19 protein-coding genes are annotated in these 19,559 nt (G+C 45.7%); 6 read left to right on the forward strand and 13 right to left on the reverse strand.

Features of this window, described 5'->3' with window-relative positions; all coding sequences use genetic code 11:
* Positions 1-19: 19 nt before the first annotated feature.
* The 7 genes from RBH76_09035 to RBH76_09065 form a co-directional block, all read right to left on the reverse strand.
* Positions 20-283 (reverse strand): carbon storage regulator, encoded by a 264-nt coding sequence (locus RBH76_09035; protein WMJ82883.1) that lies wholly within the window; start codon positions 281-283, stop codon positions 20-22.
* Positions 277-720, reverse strand: a complete 444-nt coding sequence (locus RBH76_09040) for a flagellar assembly protein FliW (GenBank protein WMJ82884.1) — start codon at positions 718-720, stop codon at positions 277-279. Before RBH76_09040 ends, RBH76_09035 begins: the two co-directional genes overlap by 7 nt.
* A 75-nt stretch (positions 721-795) precedes the next feature.
* On the reverse strand, positions 796-1,398 hold the full coding sequence (locus RBH76_09045) for a DUF6470 family protein (protein WMJ82885.1): 603 nt from the start codon (positions 1,396-1,398) through the stop codon (positions 796-798).
* Between the two features lie 38 nt (positions 1,399-1,436).
* Complete coding sequence (locus tag RBH76_09050) at positions 1,437-2,486, reverse strand: hypothetical protein (GenBank protein WMJ82886.1); 1,050 nt, start codon at positions 2,484-2,486, stop codon at positions 1,437-1,439.
* Positions 2,487-2,504: 18 nt separating this feature from the next.
* Positions 2,505-4,022: a flagellar hook-associated protein FlgK gene (flgK, locus tag RBH76_09055; GenBank protein ID WMJ82887.1), complete on the reverse strand. Its 1,518-nt coding sequence runs from the start codon at positions 4,020-4,022 to the stop codon at positions 2,505-2,507.
* Positions 4,023-4,066: 44 nt separating this feature from the next.
* Complete coding sequence (locus RBH76_09060) at positions 4,067-4,561, reverse strand: hypothetical protein (GenBank protein ID WMJ82888.1); 495 nt, start codon at positions 4,559-4,561, stop codon at positions 4,067-4,069.
* Between the two features lie 33 nt (positions 4,562-4,594).
* The gene (locus RBH76_09065; GenBank protein WMJ82889.1) at positions 4,595-4,891 is read right to left on the reverse strand and encodes a flagellar biosynthesis anti-sigma factor FlgM; all 297 of its coding nucleotides are present in this window, start codon (positions 4,889-4,891) and stop codon (positions 4,595-4,597) included.
* A gap of 255 nt (positions 4,892-5,146) precedes the next feature.
* On the opposite strand from RBH76_09065, the gene RBH76_09070 reads away from it, so the two are divergent.
* Together RBH76_09070 and RBH76_09075 are read left to right on the forward strand one after the other, a co-directional pair.
* The gene (locus RBH76_09070; protein WMJ82890.1) at positions 5,147-5,908 is read left to right on the forward strand and encodes a ParA family protein; all 762 of its coding nucleotides are present in this window, start codon (positions 5,147-5,149) and stop codon (positions 5,906-5,908) included.
* Between the two features lie 2 nt (positions 5,909-5,910).
* Complete coding sequence (locus RBH76_09075; protein WMJ82891.1) at positions 5,911-6,510, forward strand: late competence development ComFB family protein; 600 nt, start codon at positions 5,911-5,913, stop codon at positions 6,508-6,510.
* A gap of 54 nt (positions 6,511-6,564) precedes the next feature.
* Here the strand turns inward: RBH76_09075 and RBH76_09080 are convergent, their stop codons facing one another.
* The 5 genes from RBH76_09080 to RBH76_09100 all read right to left on the reverse strand — a co-directional run bounded on the left by RBH76_09080 (position 6,565) and on the right by RBH76_09100 (position 12,836).
* Positions 6,565-7,794, reverse strand: coding sequence for an HDOD domain-containing protein (locus RBH76_09080; protein ID WMJ82892.1), 1,230 nt, complete (start codon positions 7,792-7,794; stop codon positions 6,565-6,567).
* A 163-nt stretch (positions 7,795-7,957) separates the two neighbouring features.
* On the reverse strand, positions 7,958-10,165 hold the full coding sequence (locus RBH76_09085) for a cell division FtsA domain-containing protein (GenBank protein ID WMJ82893.1): 2,208 nt from the start codon (positions 10,163-10,165) through the stop codon (positions 7,958-7,960).
* Positions 10,166-10,192: 27 nt separating this feature from the next.
* The gene (locus RBH76_09090; protein ID WMJ82894.1) at positions 10,193-10,876 is read right to left on the reverse strand and encodes a PilZ domain-containing protein; all 684 of its coding nucleotides are present in this window, start codon (positions 10,874-10,876) and stop codon (positions 10,193-10,195) included.
* A gap of 213 nt (positions 10,877-11,089) precedes the next feature.
* A complete protein-coding gene (locus RBH76_09095; GenBank protein ID WMJ82895.1) occupies positions 11,090-11,455 on the reverse strand; it encodes an EscU/YscU/HrcU family type III secretion system export apparatus switch protein in 366 nt (121 codons plus the stop codon).
* On the reverse strand, positions 11,442-12,836 hold the full coding sequence (locus RBH76_09100; GenBank protein ID WMJ82896.1) for an antitoxin: 1,395 nt from the start codon (positions 12,834-12,836) through the stop codon (positions 11,442-11,444). The genes RBH76_09095 and RBH76_09100 overlap by 14 nt, the downstream gene beginning before the upstream one ends.
* Before the next feature lie 304 nt (positions 12,837-13,140).
* Here RBH76_09100 and RBH76_09105 point away from each other — a divergent pair, with 304 nt between their 5' ends.
* From RBH76_09105 to RBH76_09120, 4 genes are read left to right on the forward strand one after another with little or no spacing between them, the layout of a single operon-like run.
* Positions 13,141-15,303 carry a chemotaxis protein CheA gene (locus RBH76_09105; GenBank protein ID WMJ82897.1) on the forward strand — a complete coding sequence of 721 codons (2,163 nt, stop codon included), beginning with the start codon at positions 13,141-13,143 and terminating at the stop codon, positions 15,301-15,303.
* Positions 15,304-15,314: 11 nt separating this feature from the next.
* On the forward strand, positions 15,315-15,812 hold the full coding sequence (locus RBH76_09110; protein ID WMJ82898.1) for a chemotaxis protein CheW: 498 nt from the start codon (positions 15,315-15,317) through the stop codon (positions 15,810-15,812).
* A 31-nt stretch (positions 15,813-15,843) separates the two neighbouring features.
* On the forward strand, positions 15,844-16,662 hold the full coding sequence (locus RBH76_09115) for a protein-glutamate O-methyltransferase CheR (protein WMJ82899.1): 819 nt from the start codon (positions 15,844-15,846) through the stop codon (positions 16,660-16,662).
* Positions 16,662-17,711, forward strand: a complete 1,050-nt coding sequence (locus RBH76_09120; protein ID WMJ82900.1) for a chemotaxis response regulator protein-glutamate methylesterase — start codon at positions 16,662-16,664, stop codon at positions 17,709-17,711. Before RBH76_09115 ends, RBH76_09120 begins: the two co-directional genes overlap by 1 nt.
* Positions 17,712-17,890: 179 nt before the next feature.
* Here RBH76_09120 and RBH76_09125 read toward each other — a convergent pair whose 3' ends face one another.
* Positions 17,891-19,534 carry a FapA family protein gene (locus RBH76_09125; GenBank protein WMJ82901.1) on the reverse strand — a complete coding sequence of 548 codons (1,644 nt, stop codon included), beginning with the start codon at positions 19,532-19,534 and terminating at the stop codon, positions 17,891-17,893.
* Between the last annotated feature and the right edge of the window lie 25 nt (positions 19,535-19,559).

Genomic DNA, 19,559 nt, shown 5'->3' on the forward strand with positions numbered 1-19,559 from the left:
TAAGGCCAAGCCGAACGGGTTATTGCCCGTTCGGCATTTTTTTATTCTGTAGCCCTATTTGCTTTAAGCTGGCTGCCAGAGTGTGTACTGCATCGTTGTCCGCTTTATGGACGGCGGCAACATTGCTTTTAATTGTCTGCAGCAGTTCATCTCGTAATACATTTAGTTCCAGCGGGGCGTCGATGCCTATTTTAACCTTGTCACCTGAAATTTCGGTAATGGTGATATGAATATTGTCGCCGATATGAAACGTCTGACCGCTTTTACGGCTTATGACTAGCATAACGACCCCTCCCCGACGTTATTAAGCGGGGTACGAACCGAATAGTCCTGGTCTAAAACTACCTGGGCGGCGAGTTTTTTAGCAGGGTTAATTACGAGGGGACTTTTCAGGTTGACGGTAGCCTCTCCAGTTTGCGTGTGGATAACCACCAGATTGCGGAAAACGGCATCTTCCTGTGTGGAAAGCTCGAGCTTAGTTAGTACACTGGGTGCAACGCTCGGTGCATAATTGTCAAAAACCATGTGAGGGTCAATAATAATAAAGCAGACGTCCTTGTCATCCACCGATTGCAACCAGCCCAAGGCATCACCCATCTCATCGTCATATAAAATAACAAACTGTTTTTGCGTCTCAAAACCCAAAATAGGGAGTTTAAGTGTCAGAATGCCGTCCTCAGAAATGTCGATATTACCAAAGTCTCTGGTCTCAATGGTCATGTTCTAACTCCTCCGTTTACAGGTAGGCACCGGCAATGCTAACCGGGCCGGCATGCCCGTTTACTTCGTAAAAACTTAAACCAGCCGGTTAAAGCCGGGCGTAGTACTTTCGGGCACATATTGGAAATCGCCCTGGTATAAAAAATTGATTGTGGGCATCTGATAAATATCCATATCAAAATCGGCGGGGGCGTAGCGACGAATAGCGCGATCGACATTCCAGTCTATCGATACCGAAGGGGGGGTATACTGCGTGCTAACCTCGCCAGGCGTGTAAGAAAATCTGATTTGCGCGGCAGGTTTAACAACCAGCGATGTTTTAGTCTGTTCCAGCAGTTTTTGATGATAGATCTGAGCGGGTGTAACACCCTTATCAATCTCGGCCATTTGGTCGGCAATTTTCCCATAGTTTGCTGTAGCTTCGAGCACTGCCTGACGCCCTTTTTCGGCGGCTTTGTCCATCAGGTCGCTCATCTTGTGTAGCCCGATGCTGGCAAAGAACGCAGAACTATCCTGTCTTAGCTGCGGTTGTTCGGTGTGCTGAGAAAGTTTACCCTGATTGACATGGGCATCATGTGTCGGAAAGTTATGCTGTGCACTGATGGTGGCGTTTTTAATGTGGTATTTATACTGAATATCGTTGATATTATAGCGAAGAAGGTTTGAAATCTTGTTCATAAAAACCACCTTTTAAAAGCCTGTAGAATCATTTAGATTTATAGGAAATCAAAGATCGTTTTTGGTAAAATCTTGCTTCCCAGTTGCAGCGTCACGGTCCAGGCCATTTCAAATTCTTTGTTATACATAATTTCTTCGGCGAGGTCGACGCTTTCAACACTGTTTTGTAGCTCTTGAAGCGAAACACGATCGCTTTCAAGCTGAGAATAAACGTTGTCGACAAAACTAACATTGTTGCCAATATCCGCAATGGCTATCAGCAGTTTATCGTGTGAGGTCGACAAAACAGAAAGCTCTTCCCCAAGTGCGGAGTTGTTACCAGTGCTGAGATGATCGGCAATATCGTTAAACAAGCTGTAGAAGTTATTGGGCACACCGTTTTCGTTAACGCCATAACCAAAAACATCCAGGCCTGAAATCGACGACTGAACAGCGGTACGGGTATCAAGCTGAAGCGACGCACCACTGCCAGAAACGGACAGACCCAGGCCGATATCCAGGTAGTTGGTGTTATTATAACCGATTTCGGTGGTGGTGCCATCGCCATTATCGACGGCGGCTTTACCGTTGGAGTCGGTTACAAGGTTATCGATTGGGGTGGTGTTGCCATTATAATAGAGAAGGTCGTCACTACCGACAGTAAACGGCACGGAGTTATCCGCGTTGCCAGCTGAATTAAATAGGTAATGGTCGCCGTACTTGCTGTTTGCAATGCTCAGCACCTGATCGCGCAGATTTGTGACTTCATTAGCGAGAATCTGCCGATCTTGGTTACTCATGGTATCGTTCATGCCGTGGATGACGAGATCGTTCATACGCTGATAAACATCGCTTAATGTGCGCAGATTCGATTCTGCCGTGTCCAGGCGGCTGGTCAGTGAATCGGCATTTGAAATATTGCGCTCGTTATCGCTAAGCAGCTTACGCACACGCAGCGCACGCGCTGCACCCGCCACATTTTCGGATGCTTTATTAAAAGAGCGTTGTGTAGATAACTTTTCGTTAGAACTAGATAAGTTGCTCAGATTGGAGCGCATCCCCCTCAAATAGTTGCGAACTGTGATATTATTCGTGATCCGAGTGCCCATAAACACCCTCCTTTTACTTTAAGAGCGACCAACGAGCCCTGTTCTGTTAATCAGCGTATCCAGAATTTCATCCATTGCGGTCATAACACGGCTCATAGCGTTGAACGCTTTGGTCCACTGCGTCATGTCTACGCCTTCTTCTTCCATAGAAACACCGGAAACTTCACTGATGCTGGTCAATACCGAGTCGGCGATGTCGGAGCTGGATTCCAAACAGTTTTTATTGTAGGAGATTTCAGTGGCCAACTGTGAAGTGGTATAAAACTGAATATAAGAGTCAAACGTCCCCTGAAATTCACCAAAATCGTGTTTGGCAGAGAACAATTGCAGCGCATTTGTGACAAAGGTGGTATCGTCGAGACCCTCGCCGGTTGGGTGGATATCCGTTATGAGATAGGTGGCGTCATTAAGCCAATCGCTATTCACTGTCAGATTGGCCGCAGTTGCTTCACCATCGCCCGAAAAGCTGAAAAGCTGCTTATAATTGCCGGAGAGATCGCCGTTACTATCCACTATTGGGATAAAGCTGTTAAAAGCGTTCGCCAACGTGGAAGCGAAAGCGTCTATTTTATCCATGTAATATAGAATACCGTTTTCAAGCGACTCGCCCGCACTGGGTGAAGCGGAAATGCCACGACCATTAAGCATTTCAAGCGAGCCCTTCAAAATGCCGCTGGAAATACCAGTATCATTCCCAGTGCTTTTCCATGAGAGCTCAACAGTCGTATCACTGCCGCCGTTTGAAAGCAACAGGGCATCATAATCGGTATCCTTCACCGCTACGTGGTTATCGGTGCCCATTGTGATGGTTACGGTGCCGTCAGAAAGATTCTGCACCGAAATGTCAGCATACCGTGAAAGTTGATCAATTAGTACATTACGTTGATCCAACAACTCGTTTGGGCCGTAGGTAGAAAGGTTTCCACCATAAGAAACCGTAACCTCATTTTTTATTGTTTTATTGTAATTTGCAATCTGTTCAAGCAATGAATTAACAGTGTTAGTACTGGTGCTCAGATCGGTTTTTTGCTGCTGCCAGAGGTTGCCTAGCTTTGTACTAATCTGTGTAAACACTTGCGTCAGCGTGCGTGAAGCACTTAAAATACTGCTAGCTACCACAGAACTTTGTCCACCCTCGTTCTGCATTTCAGACCAGGCGTTTTCAAGCGAGGTCAGCGCGGACGTGATGGTGCTGGGCTCTATTTCGCTTAGATTTGTTTCAACATCCTGAAGAATGGTGGTAACGGTATCAAAATAGCCGACGTCGGCATATTCGTCGCGAAAGCGCTTGTCTAGATAAGAGTCGCGAATTTGTGAGATGCCCGATACCATCGACCCGGCACCGGCCAAACTGACGGGGTTGCGCGCATAGCGGCTGGAACTGGTGTTAATCGACATTGAAACAAGATCGACGCGCTGACGGGTATATCCCGTAACGCCGATATTTGCAATATTATTACCGACAATGTCGATGGCTTTCTGACTTGCCATCAATCCTCTTGTGGCGGTTTCAAATCCAAAAAAGGTAGGTCTCATAACTTCCTCCTGACTATTCCTGTGGTGACAAAAGATGGTGTAGCTTAGGCCTTCGTTTTAAAGATGCTAGGAGCATTTGTGCCCTGGTGGCTAAGCGCCGCGCTGTAGGGAGTTGCCGATGGCGCAGCGTCACTGTTTGGCTGGGGGACAAGCGATTCAGGGTTTAAGCGCGTGATGTTGGTATGAGCCACCACCATAGATTTATCGTTGGTAAATCTTATTTCGTCCACTGAAGATTGTATTTGCCTAAATAGGGAGGACAGCGATAACTTATGCGTTTCAGGTATTTCTTCAATTAGCTGGGAAAAGGTCAACTGGCTGCAGCCCAGACTTTCTTGAAGCGCGATGCGCTTGCTTTCAAGATTTTCAATCAGCTTGGTGTTGGCTTGCGCTGTGCTGATGGCGTGCTCAATACGAGGCAACGAATTTGAGAGCAATGCGTTGAGCTTCTCCTTCTCATCACGAGCCATGGTATTCAAAGCAGATGTATATTTTTCAAAAAATGCAAATAACTCAGCCGCCTGTGTTTCGGTTATCATGACAGGGCTCCTTTCTGATAATCCATAAAGGGTTTAACCTAAATAATTCAGAATAGAGGCAGCCAGCTGGTGCGTAGGAACACGGTATTCTCCCGCTTCAATCTGGGCCGAAAGCTGCTGCAGACGCGCGCTACTAACACTGGTCTCAACCTCGGCTGCAATATGCTGCACAGTGCTGCCAAATTCGGCTTGACGCGCTGCTTCAGAGCTTATCGATATGCGGTCAGTATTTGAAGCACTTGAAGGCACGTTGGTATTATCCACCTTGACAGAGGACACACTTTTTGTATTTTCGTAGTATTTGAGCGCCTGATTTCTATCTATTCTCATATTAAATCCTCCCCGGACTATATAAAAGTTTTAATCTGAATCCTTTTAATCGCTTATACTCCTAATCGGCAGATGTTTTAGAAAGTTAACAGGTATATTATAAAAATGCTAAATTATAAAACGACCCATCTGGCGTAGCCCTTGTAATCGTTTGGGGCAGTTGTTATAATATAAAAAAGCTATTGTATCATTAGAAGAGGATTCTCGGAGTTTTTACACCGGGCTTTTTCTGGTTATATAAGGAGAATCTGCAGTATGTGTAGAATCGTGTCTGTTTCTAATCAAAAAGGTGGCGTAGGCAAAACTACAACAACTGGGGCAGTTGCCGCCGCTTTTAATAAAAAAGGGTTTAGGGTACTGGCTGTGGATCTTGATCCACAGGGGAATTTAACTTTTAGCGTCAAGGGTGACAACGAGTTGTCAGCCTCTATTTATGATGTATTAAAAGGTGCGGTTAAGCCGCAGCATGCCATTCAACATGTTGACTCCTGCGATTTAATTGCTTCAAACATATTACTTTCCAGCACCGAACTAGACTTTACCGACAAGGGGCGCGAATATCTGCTGCGGGATGTTTTAGAACCACTGAAGTTCTATTACGACTATATTTTTATCGATACGCCGCCAAACCTTGGCATTTTAACTATCAACGCTTTTACCGCATCGGATTATATCATTGTGCCAGTGTTGTCTGATATTTTTAGCTTGCAGGGTCTGGCTCAGCTGCACGAATCGGTTCAGCATATCAAGAGCTATTGCAATAGTAAATTGCAATTTGCCGGTATTTTGCTTAATCGGTTTAACCCTCGTACCGTGCTCGCCAAGGAGATCATGGGTACAGCGGAAATGGTGGCAAAGTCGCTTAATATTCCGTTGTTTGATACAAAAATTCGTTCAAGTGTTGCTGTGTCCGAGGCGCAGTCGGCACAGGTCAGCATCTTTAAATATTCGCGCACCAGCCCTGCCGTCAAGGATTATTTCAACTTTGCTGAAGAACTAATCGAGAGGGGAATGTAGTATTGGCTCGTTCCAAAAAAGACATCGACAGAGAGCTGATGTATAAAAAGATATTGCCAACAGCGGTGTCTACTGAAAATACTTTTGATAAAACAACGCGGGACAATAGGGAAGAGATAGCGCCGCAAAATATACCTTCGGCGACGTTAGAAGTTAACATTCAGAAACCCGTTGAAGTGATAGTTGCTTCTCCGCCTGTTGAAGAGCGTTCCCAAAAGCTACCTGAAGAACAACCCGAAGAACCGTCGATTCAGTCGCAAATAGAAGCGCAGGTAACGCAGGTGCATGCCTCACAGGATGCGCCACCCGCTTTACAAACAGCGGCAGCGCCCACCGAACCGCCGTTGGTCAATCTAATGGAAGCATTTGTGGAAAAGCGTCTGGATGCGGCGCTAAAGAAGTTTAAATGCTGCACTTGCGAAAGATGCCGCAAAGATGTACTGGCTATTACGCTAAACAAACTTCCACCGTTGTATGTGATCGAGGATGATCCCGATATTAGAGACTTACACGAGCGGGAGCGTGCCGCGCAGGTGGCTACCGCTTTGGTACAAGCGATATTAGCTGTTAAAGCAAACCCCACGCACCAGACAAGCCGTTAAAAAAAGCCCTTCATTTAATTGAAGGGCTTTTCTTATACCGAAAGCGTATTTTAATTACTCCTCAGAAAAGGGGCGCTGCAAACTGTTCCACGTGTAGTTGACCGACTCGACACATTCCAAATATTTTTGTGCCACAATACTGCTTTCAAGGCCCAGATCTTCGGCGCATTTAGAAACGGCCGACCAATCAGCCGCCTCATAAGCAAGAATCAGGCGGTACAAAGTGCCAGCAGGGCCAGATTTGTCAATGAGCGCATCACGGATTTCGTCGATAATCGGAAGTTCTTTAAGCGCTTCTTCAAGTGGAATTTCAAGAAGAATATCCAGCGTTGAAAACATACCCAGCAAATAGGCGTCAGACTTAGCCATATCAAGCCGGGTGGCATATTGTGAAAGTTCTGAGCACAAACTGCCGCGCAAAAAAGAGGTTTTAATGATTTCAGCAGAAAGGTCGCCGTCGCTCTGCTTAAAGCTAAGCAAATAAACCCATTGCTTGAGCTGGCCTAAGCCCAATACAACCAACGCCTGCTTGACCGAGCGCACCCGGTTGCGAAGCGCAAAATAAGCTGAGTTAACCAAACGGATCAACGAGAACGCCAATGTAACGTCGCGTGTAATAATGGTGGATATTTCGTCAACATCGGGTTCATCACGCGTGACGGCGATCATCAGTTGAAAGAAGTTACTCTGTAAATGATCAAGGCGATTCATCTTTGAACTGAAAGCCTGCGAAACGGCGCTACCCTGAAAATAGCCACAGCCCATCGCCTTGGCCTGCTGATATTTTTCGGAGCTGTCGACGTTGTAGGCAATAACCTTCTTCTTAAAACTTTTTGCGATATCAACGGCACTTGACGTGGTTTCATCCAGCGTGTTCATATTAATTTTTAAAAAATCGGATTCACCCAGCAGCGAGAAAAACCGGGGAGAGAATTCAAAGCCCCGCATAGCGATCCGATATCCGGTGCGTTTGAGGTTGATAATCTCGCGTAACGCATCGGGGTGGATTGCCGCGCTGTCATCAATCACAATGACAAGGCTGTGAGGGTTAAACATTCGAGGGACTCTACGCAGCAAAAGATTGGGCGTGAAAGGAATAAAAGCTGTCTTGCTGTCCATAAAGCTATTGCTGTCAAGCTGAGTCAAAAAGCCTTCTATGGCATTGGCGGCCAGAGTATCCCCTTGGTTATAGAGGCTTGCGCGGTTGTCCTCATAAAGCAGCTCGTATCCAAGCAGCTCTTTGCTGTCACTCATGATCGGCTGGCGAACCACATTTGTTTGCATAACGGTTCCTCCCGAAGATTTCTATATCGCAACAAATTGATAATAGACAGAATACCTGCCATTACTATAACATATTTAGAAATAAAACGTAATATCTCTTAAAATTTATAACCGAATCTAAAATCCAGCTCTTTTTTAGTTCCCAACGCCTAATAATTGCTGATCAATTGCGCTTGGCCCAATAAATATCGATTTTGTCACCGTTTTGAATCGGTTCGATATAAGATGCATCGACGCCATTATGAAGCAGCACAATGTCGCCCTGGGGCTTGGTGGGGTCGATGTCCACTAGGTTGAGCATATCCACAAACTGATAGATCCCGCCACCAGGCTTTGGGGGCAGTGTGCGCTTGGTACCGTTGACGGTGACTTCCAGCGCCTGAACAACCGGCATGGGTAACGGTTGCACCTCGTTGGCAGAGGGTTTTTGGGCAACCTCTGAGGCGCTTGCAGAAACGGCTTGAGGTAAAGTTTGTGCAGTGGCGGCCAGCGGTACGTCGATAGTAGCCGTAGCTACCGCGGGCTGTGACACAGCAGCTATTGGCGCGTGCATGTTGGTCGGCTGTTCCTGTTTTGCTGGCTCGTCAGCCGCAGGCGCGGTTGACGCAATAATAGCGTCGTTGTTTTTTAACCGATAGGTTTTAGATCGGGGCAAACCGTTAACGAGAAAGATCAACCCTTGGTCATCGACGCCTAGGTGTCCAAGCAAATCACCGAGTGTTTTAATGATTGAAACTTCAATCCGATCTTTGTTATGTATTTGTTGCCCCGGTACAGCGCGCCGCCCATTTATTGTTGCAAAACAACCGCCTTCAACAGCTGAACCATGGTAATAAACTGTAACGGAATCACCAGCCACAGCAAGCTGGTCGATGTTCAGCGTGGCATCCTTGCCGCTCTGAGCCAAAACAACCTCAATTTCGTCGCCGCTCTTAACCGAGCTGGAAATGCTGGCTGACTCCCCGTTTAGGCGAAGTTCTGCGGGCTGCAGATAACCACCTCTGGCGATGCAGCGCTTTCCGTTGAGCTCATATTCGATACTGCGCCCATTTTTGCCCAAGATATCGCCGTATTTATAGCCGCACAGCAATAAAACATCCATCAGGGGCATCACCGTGCTGCGGAAAAGTTGCTTTTTCTCGCCATTGACGGTGACCGAAAAACCGCGATGCTCTCCAGCAGCAGCAGCTGTGAGTGCAATCCCGAGTGGGGTAGCGTATTCCGGCCCCTGCAAATCCTGATTAGCGGTCATCACGCGCTTCATGAAGTTGTTTCCACCAACTGCAACCTTACGCTGATCTATGCCAAGCTTGTCCGCGACTAGCGCACATAGCGTGGGAACTTTACTGCCCCCGCCTACAAGAAAAACTGCGGCAGGGGATCGGGTATTCGCCTGCACTATCTTTTCGCAAATAACCTTGCTTAGCGTGTCGATGGCACCACCAATTGATTCAAGCAATGCCTCGCGTGATACAGTGTAATCAAAACCCATGATATCGCTGTACGCAAATTCAGCTGTATCGGTGGTCAAAAGGTGCTTCATATTTTCAGCGGTCGCAAAATCCACCAGATATTTGCGGATGATTTCTTCTGTTATTTCATCGCCTGCTACCGTGGCCATGGTGTAGGCGGTTACGCTGCCCTCATCGCAGATGGCGATATCCGACGTGCCCGCGCCAATATCTACTAACGCCAAATTTAACAGTCGTAGCTCGGCGGGGATGACCGCGTTCATAGCGGCGATCGGTTCCAGTGTCAAAAAATCAATTTCAAGGTCAATTTTGCCCATGGCGGCCGAAAGCGAATCGACAACCTCACTGGGTAAAAAGGTGGCGATGACCTCCACTCGGACATCTTTGCCTTTATGCCCAAGAATAGTGGAGTAAGTATAGTTATCCAGAGAAAACCGCTTGACGGAATAGCCGACGCAGTAAAATTCAAGGTCGCCTTCCACCTCAGCCAGCGCCTCGCTAGCACGGCTCACAGCACCCATTTCCAGTTCATAAACGGTCTCTTTGCTGATAGCCTGCTTAGGTGAGAGGATCATCGAAAAATCAGCGGTGTTGGTTTTAAGTGCACGACCTGCCGCAGCCACACAGACCCTGTGGAGCGTAAAGCCCAGCTGACTTTCTAAAGAAGCCTTTACCCGACCTGCCAACGCAGCGACTTCGTCGATATCTTCAATCTGGCCGTCAATCATGGCACGCTTTTCGTGTTCAATCGCCTCAATCGCCACAATATGGAACCGGTCACTTCGCATCAGGCCGACCAGACCAATGATACTGCGGGTACCGATATCTAAGGCAAATACCAACTCATCCGGATTAATGCCAGAAAGAAAATTAGTGTTTGTTTTTGACCAGTCCTTCATAGTTTGCACTCCCATACCAACTGATGCTTAATCGTAGCGATTCTTTTTACGGTTTTGAATTTCTATACGCTGCAACTTAAACAAAACATTACATAGCTGGTCTATTTGCCGAGTTGAAAAGCTGACGAATTCGCAACCGTATTGTTTTTTACCGGGTATTGACCGCTTGGAAGGAATTTCGCGGCATACTCGACACCAGAATTCCATTTTTTTATCCATTAACTGAAAAGTTGTCAGTAAAAGGTCGCCCGGATTTAGATTTCTGTCACTGCTAATTCGGACACCGCCCAAACTAATGTCGTAAAGTGCCAGCGTCATCGAATCTTCTTCAGCGTCCGCCTGGGTGTAGTCCTCATGTTGTAAAACGGCAGTTGCCATTACATTGGTATTAAGCCTAAAATATTTGCGGCGCTCATGGCCTTGTGCGGTGTGTACATTCACCAGCGTAAGCATACTGGTTGTTGATATATAAACATTTCCGCGCATTAATAAGAAACCCTGTTTGCACGCAAAAGAAATTATTTTCACCGGGGTATTATATGCCACCAGGGGCAACCGCTCGTCCTCCTGTGCAGAAACAATAGTTATACGCGCGTCATCTTCAGGGTCTATCGATTCCACACGCGCGACCACGAGTAGGTCATTTTGTTCGGTTTTTATTTCGCAAAGGTTGCCGACCAACTCTTGCAAATAGGTCTTTTTCTCAGGCATTATCCGTTCCTCCTGGTGTCTGGCTTACTGTCAGAATGATGCAAAAAAACAATACATATTTTTGTTTTTATTCTTTGAGAAAGATTTGACATTTTTACACATCTTTTAGCCAATGTACTGTACAATCATATGTTTCTACAGGTGTATATATCAATACTATAACATTTTTTCTAAAAAGAAACCAGATTTTTTAGCGCATAATAGCCTTATACTCTATTTTTTTGAAGCCGGGCGGTGTCGTTGCTCAACCTGCTGTCGCAATTGCTCCGGGTCGGTGTGGTTGGTGGACGGTGGTAACTGACTGTAATGCTTGATATCCTTTGAAATCTTCATCAGCTGGCCGTAGATGATGGCGACAATCTGATAAAGCTCGGGTGGGATCGGTCGGCCAACCTCGAGCATGCACATCAGTGAAGCGGCGCTGTCATCCCGAAAAACAGGGATCCCCTTGCTTTCAGCAATATCGATTATTTTTTCGGCAACGTTGCCGCAGCCCGAGGCAATGACCACCGGGGCAACATCAGCTTCCTCCTGATATTTAAGTGCGACAGCCTTACTCCTTTTATCAGACTTTGACATCTACACCCGTCCTTTTGTGTGGTAATGTTTTGAATACGTCCATGAGCGAGCGATGTTTTTCAAGCTTATCCACAGACAGATTCAGCAGTCGGTACCCTGTGGAGGCGATTTGATCCCGCACCGGCGTAGCCAGAGCCGAAAAGGCTGGCAGATAAGGTGAGGGGCAGAAAAGGTTGATCATAATATCCTTTTCGACCACGGCAAGCTCCGCTTCAAAACGGCCTATGCCGTCAATATCAAATACAATCAGCATATGGATGCAACCCTGCACACGATCGCCTTTAGCATTGGTGCTCTCGGCATTGGGGTCTATCCAGATTTCTGCAAACGATTTTAGATCATCCGACTGTACTGGAACAATGTAATGTAATAGCGGCGTAAAATTGCACGGCGATGAAAGAAGGCTGTAGATAATTTTTTCTATCTTTTCGCCACCAATCGTTGCCAGTTCACTGTTATCATTCTGCTTGCTGATGATTTCAGCAATGATATTCATCACCTTCGAGGGTTCCTGTTCGCGGCTTGTCTGATTGTAGTCATACAGCAAATCGGCTAGCATCTGCTTTTGTGCGTCTCCGTCCAAAATAGTGGAAAGGCTACCGACGCATTCCTTCAAAAAGTTAGGGTTATCATTAAATCTAGAAAGATTATAGATGATCATTGGAAGCACTTTTTGAAGCTTAGGCGAATATAAAATGCTGCTTTTGACAGAGTTAAGCAGCGATAAGGTCTGGTCTTTAAGCTCGGAAAAATTGTTTTGTGCCCCAGGTTCATTAAAACGTGTAGCCAGCTCAGACAGTTTTTGAGAAATTGAAGCGCTGCTTGTCATATTTTCGGACAAAAAAGAAAGACCATTTGAAATTGATTTTAGAATTTTTTTCTGAGAGGAGATAGCGTTGAGCGATTTTAAGAGATTACAGATGCCATAGCGCATTTCAGGTTTATCATTTTGCGCAATTTGCTGGCGTAAAAAATCAAATAAATCACCTTTAAAGGAGGTGGAAGCCTGCTCCTGCTTTAAAAGCTCTCCGGCTATATCCTCGGGTGAAATCAGCATGTCGTTAAAAAGCTGTCCAATTTCATCGGTCAGAGCCTGATTATTCACCGGAATCAGCTTAATAATTTCTTGAAGCATATCGATGTTCTTTAAAAAGCTGACGGTAACAGAAGGATCTTTTAAAAGGTTCATCAAAATGACGGCACTGTTTTCGCGTTCGAGAAAACCGTTATTTTGTTGTAATATCTCGCTTTGCTCGCCGGGTTTTATCACCTTAGTAACATCGGAAAGATGGAAAGGGATGGAAGGGTCAGCGACAGGCCGATTGGCCGAAACGGCGGTACGGTCGATAACGGGGGTTGTAATTTTTAGAATATCCGCCATACTGTTTCACTTCCTCAATTAAAGTCACAAAAAATAAATGCATAAATTAAATAAACAGATAATGTTACCGACAACTGAATAAAACACCACAATAAATATATATTTTTGATTATATCATAATAAAGATCCAAAAAATATACGGTTTTATGGAAAATTAAGTGCGAAAATTTAAGAAATATAGGTTAAATGATAAAAATTATTGAAAAAAGTCCAAAAAGCAGTAGGAAATACGTAGAAAATATATTATAATGATATGAAAGCAATGCTGAAACATGCAAAAATAAAGTGTTAGCAGGTGAAGAACATGAGTGTTTTTGACGCGAGCATGGTCCCGATGGTGGATATGTTTTTATACGAAACAACCACGCTTTTGGAGCAGTTGGATGAGATTTTGCTACAGTCTGAGCAAAGTCAGGAAATGACAACAGAAGATATCAACGAGATTTTCCGCATTATGCACACCATAAAAGGTTCTGCTGCGATGATGGGGCTTTCCGCCTTTTCAAAGGTGGCGCACCGCGTCGAAGATATGTTTTTTATTGTGCGGGACAATTCGGAAATCATGAAGAGTATGCTCAGTAGGCCTATTTTTGATATTCTTTTCCAGTCCTCCGACTTTTTTAAAACTGAGGTTGAGGGTATTCAGAACAATATTGAGGAATATGCGCCCACTAATCCGACTGAGCTGATCGATACGATTTCCGCTATTATTCCGCAGCTCAAGGGTGAAGTGCCCATTCAGGCCGCGCCCGAGGTACCGGTTCAGCCGGTGCTAAAACAGGGGGCTGGCGAACAGCCAACTGCTCAGCCAAAGGAGGAGACTCCGAAAGTTCTTGAGCAGCAGGAAGACGTTGTGCAAGAAGCAATCGCAGGTGGCGAATACAAGATAAGAATCTTCTTTGAAGATGGCTGTCAGATGGAAAATATCCGTGCATTCATGCTGATTACACAGCTCAAGGGTTATTGCGAGGAAATCACCAGCGTGCCGGCAAACCCCGAAACCAGTTCCGACTACGCAGCAGAAATTATCAAGAATGGCCTGCTGTTAAAGATTAAAACATCATTGCCGATTGAGAATATATATTCGGTCATTGAGAGCTCGGTCAACATCAAGTCATATGAGAATGTCAGTGAACATAGCGCGCCCCCTTCGGCAGTGGTCACCGCTGCCGCCGCAGAGCACCGGGGTGCGTCAGTTTCATCTGGTGCAACCGGGGCGGGGGAGGCACAAATCAGGGATGTTGCCCCTGCTAGTGAGGCGGTACATAAGGCTGCTCCTTCCGGCGCCGGCAAGCAAAGTATGATTAGCGTCAACCAGACCAAGCTAAACCAGTTGATGGATATTATGGGTGAGATCGTCATTGCCGAGTCGATGGTGGCCAATAGCCCGGAACTTAAAAATCTTCAACTTGATAATTTTAGTAAATCAACCCGGCAGTTGCGCAAGTTGACGGATCAGCTTCAGGATATTGTTATGTCTATCCGCATGGTGCCGTTGACCGGCGTTTTCCAGAAAATGAACCTCATCGTGCGCGACATGAACCGAAAGCTGGGCAAAGAGGTCGTGTTTAAAACCTTTGGCGGTGAGACGGAAATTGACAAAACAATCAATGACGTATTGGCCGATCCGTTTATGCACATGATCCGCAATGCGATGGATCATGCAATTGAATCCCCCGAGGAGCGCATTAACAAGGGCAAGCCAGAGATGGGCACCATCACGCTTGGCGCACAGAACATTGGTGGCGAAATTGTGATCACCATTGCCGACGATGGCCGTGGGTTAGATCGTGACAAGCTATTGGCAAAGGCTAAGAAGAATGGGTTGCTGACTAAGCCGGAGGCTGAACATACGGACAAAGAGGCGTTCCAGTTAATTATGATGGCTGGCTTTTCAACCAATGAAGTCGTCACTGAGTTTTCAGGCCGTGGTGTCGGTATGGACGTGGTACGCCAAAACATTGAAAAGGTCAATGGCAGTATTTCGGTAGAATCCCAGATGGGTCAGGGCACAACTTTCACAATTAAAATTCCACTGACCCTCGCTATTGTAGACGGTATGGAAGTAGCGGTTAGCGATGGTGTCTATATTATCCCGATTACCTCTATTCGCCAGACATTTAAGCTTGGCGATGGTATTCAGCTACTACAGGATACAGAGGGTTCTGAAATGGTAATGCTCAGAGGAACCTGTTTGCCAATTATTCGATTGCATAAAATCTACGACGCCCAAAATGCAAAGACCAATCTTGAAGATGGTATCTTTATTTTGATTGAAAATGACCGCAAGGCGGCCTGTCTGTTCGTGGACGAGCTGTTGGGCGAACAGCAGGTTGTTGTCAAGCCTTTCCCGGCATTTTTAAGCAAATATAGCATCAAAGGCAACGGATTGGCGGGTTGCACCATCATGGGCGATGGCAGCATTAGTCTGATTCTTGATGCCAACAACTTGCTCAACAATTTTTAGGAGGTGACCACATGGCTGAGGTAGCAGTTAACAGCGTTGTCAAATCGGTTGAAAGCGCTGTGTTTGCTGGTAAATATCTGACGTTTTATATTGGGGAAACCATTTATGGCGTTGCGCTTGAGAATATCCTTGAAATCATCGGCAATCAGGAGGCCACAAGGGTGCCGGGAATTCCAGCCTTTGTCAAGGGGATTATTAATCTTCGTGGCCGTATTGTGCCCGTTATTGATGCGCGCATCAAGATTGGCGCGGAGGAAATTGAATATGACGAGCGTACATGTATTATCGTGATCACCTGGAACGAATCTCTCGTAGGTCTGATTGTTGACCGGGTCGCTGAGGTCAGCGATTTTAAAAACGATCAGATTGCATCCATTCCTGATTTTTCAAGTGTAAACACCAACAAATATCTTTCGTCAATATGCAAGGTGGGCGAACGTCTGGTCCTTATTCTGGACTGCGACAAATTTTTAGCTGATGACACCTGCGGTACCCACGCAACATTGTGATCAAGCTGTTAACGAAGGGATTATATCGTCGATGCTTAAGCTAACAGATCAAGAATTCAATGAGTTAAAAACATTTGTACATAAAAACTATGGGATAGATCTCTCAAAAAAGCGCGTTCTGATTGAAGGCCGCATGTCCAACACGCTATTGGGCTACGGCTTTACAACATTCAGCCAATATTTTGAGTTTTTGTACGCTGACAAAACCGGTAACGAGATGACCAAAATGCTCAATAAGCTCACTACTAATTACACTTACTTTATGCGTGAGAATGAGCACTTTGAGTTTCTGGTTCAGAAGGTTCTCCCGTTTTTTGAGCGCACCCGCACCAGTAAGACCCTTTATCTATGGAGTGCCGGGTGTTCTTCCGGGCAGGAACCATATTCGATGGCGATGGCCATCAGCGAATACTTCGGCTCAAGAAAAGGGCAGTGGAATACTACAATCCTTGCCAGTGATCTTTCGGTCAATGTGCTTGAAAAAGCGACCAAGGGCATATATACAAGCGAGGAGGTTAAGGATATTCCGCCGGCATGGCGGTCTAAATATCTTGTGGACCTTAAAAATGGGAGCTTTCAGGTTAGCGAACAGATTCGCAAGGAAGTGGTGTTTCGCAGAATCAATCTAATGGAGCCCTTTCAGTTTAAGAATAAATTTGACCTGATTTTCTGCCGCAATGTGATGATTTATTTTGATGCACCCACAAAAGAGAAGTTGGTTAATAAATATTACGACTGGACGGCGGACACAGGGTTCCTGTTTATAGGTCACTCCGAAAGCATCAACAGAGAAGCGAGCCGATACACCTATATCCAACCGGCAATCTATCAGAAACGAGGGGCAAAATAGTGTTGGTAAAGAAAAAGTGTCGCGTTTTAATTGTTGATGATTCCATTCTTTTCCGGAACACGTTGTCAAAAAAGCTGGAGGAAGACCCGTTTTTTGAAGTAGTTGGGACTGCCTCGGACGCGATGGAAGCAATGGAAAAAATCAAGGAAATTCAGCCGGATGTTGTGACGTTGGATGTCGAAATGCCAAGGATGAGCGGCATTGAATTTCTTAAAAAGCTTATGCCGCTTTATCCAACACCGGTTGTAGTTGTTAGTTCCGCTCCTATTACAACGCTTAACGCGTTGGATGCGGGTGCGGTGGACTTTGTCAAAAAACCGGTTGTCAATTCTTCTGGCGATTTAAATCAGTTTATACGCGAACTGGTTGTTAAGCTAAAAATTGCATCGGTCGCAAAGGTTGGGCAGAAAAAGGTACTGGCCGAAAAGCCCTCTTCAAAATTGACGGTGCACCCGGCGCTGACCCGTACTATAGATAATATGATTATTGCCATTGGTGCTTCAACCGGCGGAACAGAGGCCATATTGGCAGTGGTAAAGGATCTTCCGCCCACCACGCCAGGCATTGTTATCGTGCAGCATATGCCGCCTGTGTTCACGCGGATGTACGCCGAGCGCCTAAACAATATCTGCCGCATGACCGTTAAAGAGGCTGAACACGGCGACAGGGTGGAGCCTGGCAAAATTATTATTGGTGCAGGTGAATTTCATCTCCGATTGGAAAAGGATGCCCAGGGCTACTATGTTAAAAGCCAGCGGGGAGAAAAAGTCAGTGGTCATTGCCCTTCGGTCGATGTATTGTTTGATTCGGTTGCCCAAACCGCAAAAGATCGGTCGATCGGCGTTATTCTCACCGGTATGGGAGCCGACGGCGCCAAGGGCCTGTTGCAAATGAAAAAGGCTGGCGCTTATACCATTGGACAAAACAAAGAAAGTTGCATTGTCTATGGCATGCCAATGGTGGCTTTTAATATTGGTGGTGTTAAAAAGCAATTGCCGCTTGATCAGATTGGTGATGAAATATTACGCCACTTAAACTCAATAAAATGAGGCAAGCACTGCTTTGCAGGGTAAAAAAGAGACTTGGTTATCCAAGTCTCTTTTTATTACCTGTTAGAACACGGTTAAAGTATTCCATAAAACTAAAGGCACAGGATATGTGCTCAATTGATAAAAGTCTAAACCTAAAAGGCTATAAAGCAAACCATCTAAAATTGACATTAGTTAGATTATTTTGTGCCTAAAACAACTTCGCCCTCGCTATTTTGATAAAAGCGACACATGTTTGCAATATTTGTAAGGCGATAAGTTTCATTACCAATTGTGATACGTAACGGGGGATAAGCGGTATTACAAGTCAGTGTGCAGGGCGAAGTCTGGGATTGCTGCTCTGAAAATTTCTGAATCTTCTTTTCAAGCCGATTCTTTTTAAAGAGCACAAGGTTTAATTTTCCTTGGTACTGTACCAGTTGCTTTTGTCGCTCATCCTCAGAAATATTCTGCGTCTGTTCCAAGAACAAAATATCGCTGTTGAGCGACTGAAATTCCGACAAGACCGCTTTATGTTGCTGACGAATCTGATTGCGTTCTCTGAGCATATTAGGTGTGACGCCAAGCACGATATTGATATGCGTATAAGAGCGCGACCCGACAATCTTAGCATCGACTGATCCGAAAACGGTAATATTTCCGCCAACCAACGTGCCACGACCAATCAACATCAATCCACCGTCTGCTTCAACAGTAGAATTAATTACCGATTCTGATTTTATATCACCGCCAGCGCGAACAGTGCAATTTTCAATAAACTTAGCGGTAATATCTTTTTGTGCTTCCAAAATTCCTTTGCCCATGCCATTGATGCCTTTTTGGAGTATGATATTGCCTCCGGCGTATATAGAGGCGCCTTCAACAATACCATAGACAGTAACATCACCGTTTGTTCTGATCGAATAACCTTCACAGACATCCCCGGTAACGATGACATTGCCGGTAAAGTTAATATTGCCGACCGAGTTATTTACATTCCCATTGACCTTAAATGTGTGTTCTACACAAAAGCGCTTGTCTTTGTAAACAAGATTACCATCAATGGCGGCGACAAGCTGGCACATATACTCGTCAATCGTAACAAGATCAACGTTCTCGCCGCGAGGAACAGCGGGCGCCTTTGCGGTACGGGGGCGCAGGGGTTTATTATAAATACTGGTGCCAAGGGTACCCTGCACAGGATTTATAATTTCGCAGATCACGGTTCCCTTTGAAATGTTATTAACGATATGCATGTTTTTAAAGTCAATGCTACCGTCGGGGCGCTGGTCAAAATGCGACTTGCTGGTACGAGCAAACAATTCTTTGACGTAGCCGTCCTTTCCCTCAACAGCAGAAACACCTTGTGCAACAACAATCGGCGTATTATAAAGCAGTGAATCGGGGTTTGTCGTAAAAAAGCTATTGAGTGCTTCTTCGTCTACCCCAAAGGTAATTCGGCAGTCTTTTAAAACCCGATGAAGAATTTCGATGGAACAGGTTTCCTGCTCATCCTGTGCGGGGGGACGCAGAAGCATACGAGCCTTAGTTGTCGCTTTATTAACTTGGACCTCCAAACGACGGTGGGCATCCCATGATAACGGTGGCACTATAAGGCTGACCCAGCTGTCAGCATCAGCCTCTGGGGTAACAGGTGACGATATAGGTGGCAGGCTATTTTCTTCGGAGGCACTATCAATAGGCGCGTTCTCTTCGGGCGCGCTTTCAGCTGATGTATCATTTTTATGCGCAAAAACACCAAGTTCAATGTGCTCGTTTTTTTGCTTTGCCTGCAGCAGCCTGAACAACAAACTGCCTTTTTTCTCTTGATCCTCTTGTTTCATGGGTAGCCTCCTCTTTCACAGGATT

Source organism: Oscillospiraceae bacterium MB24-C1 (assembly GCA_030913685.1).
GTDB lineage: Bacteria > Bacillota > Clostridia > Oscillospirales > Ruminococcaceae > Yanshouia.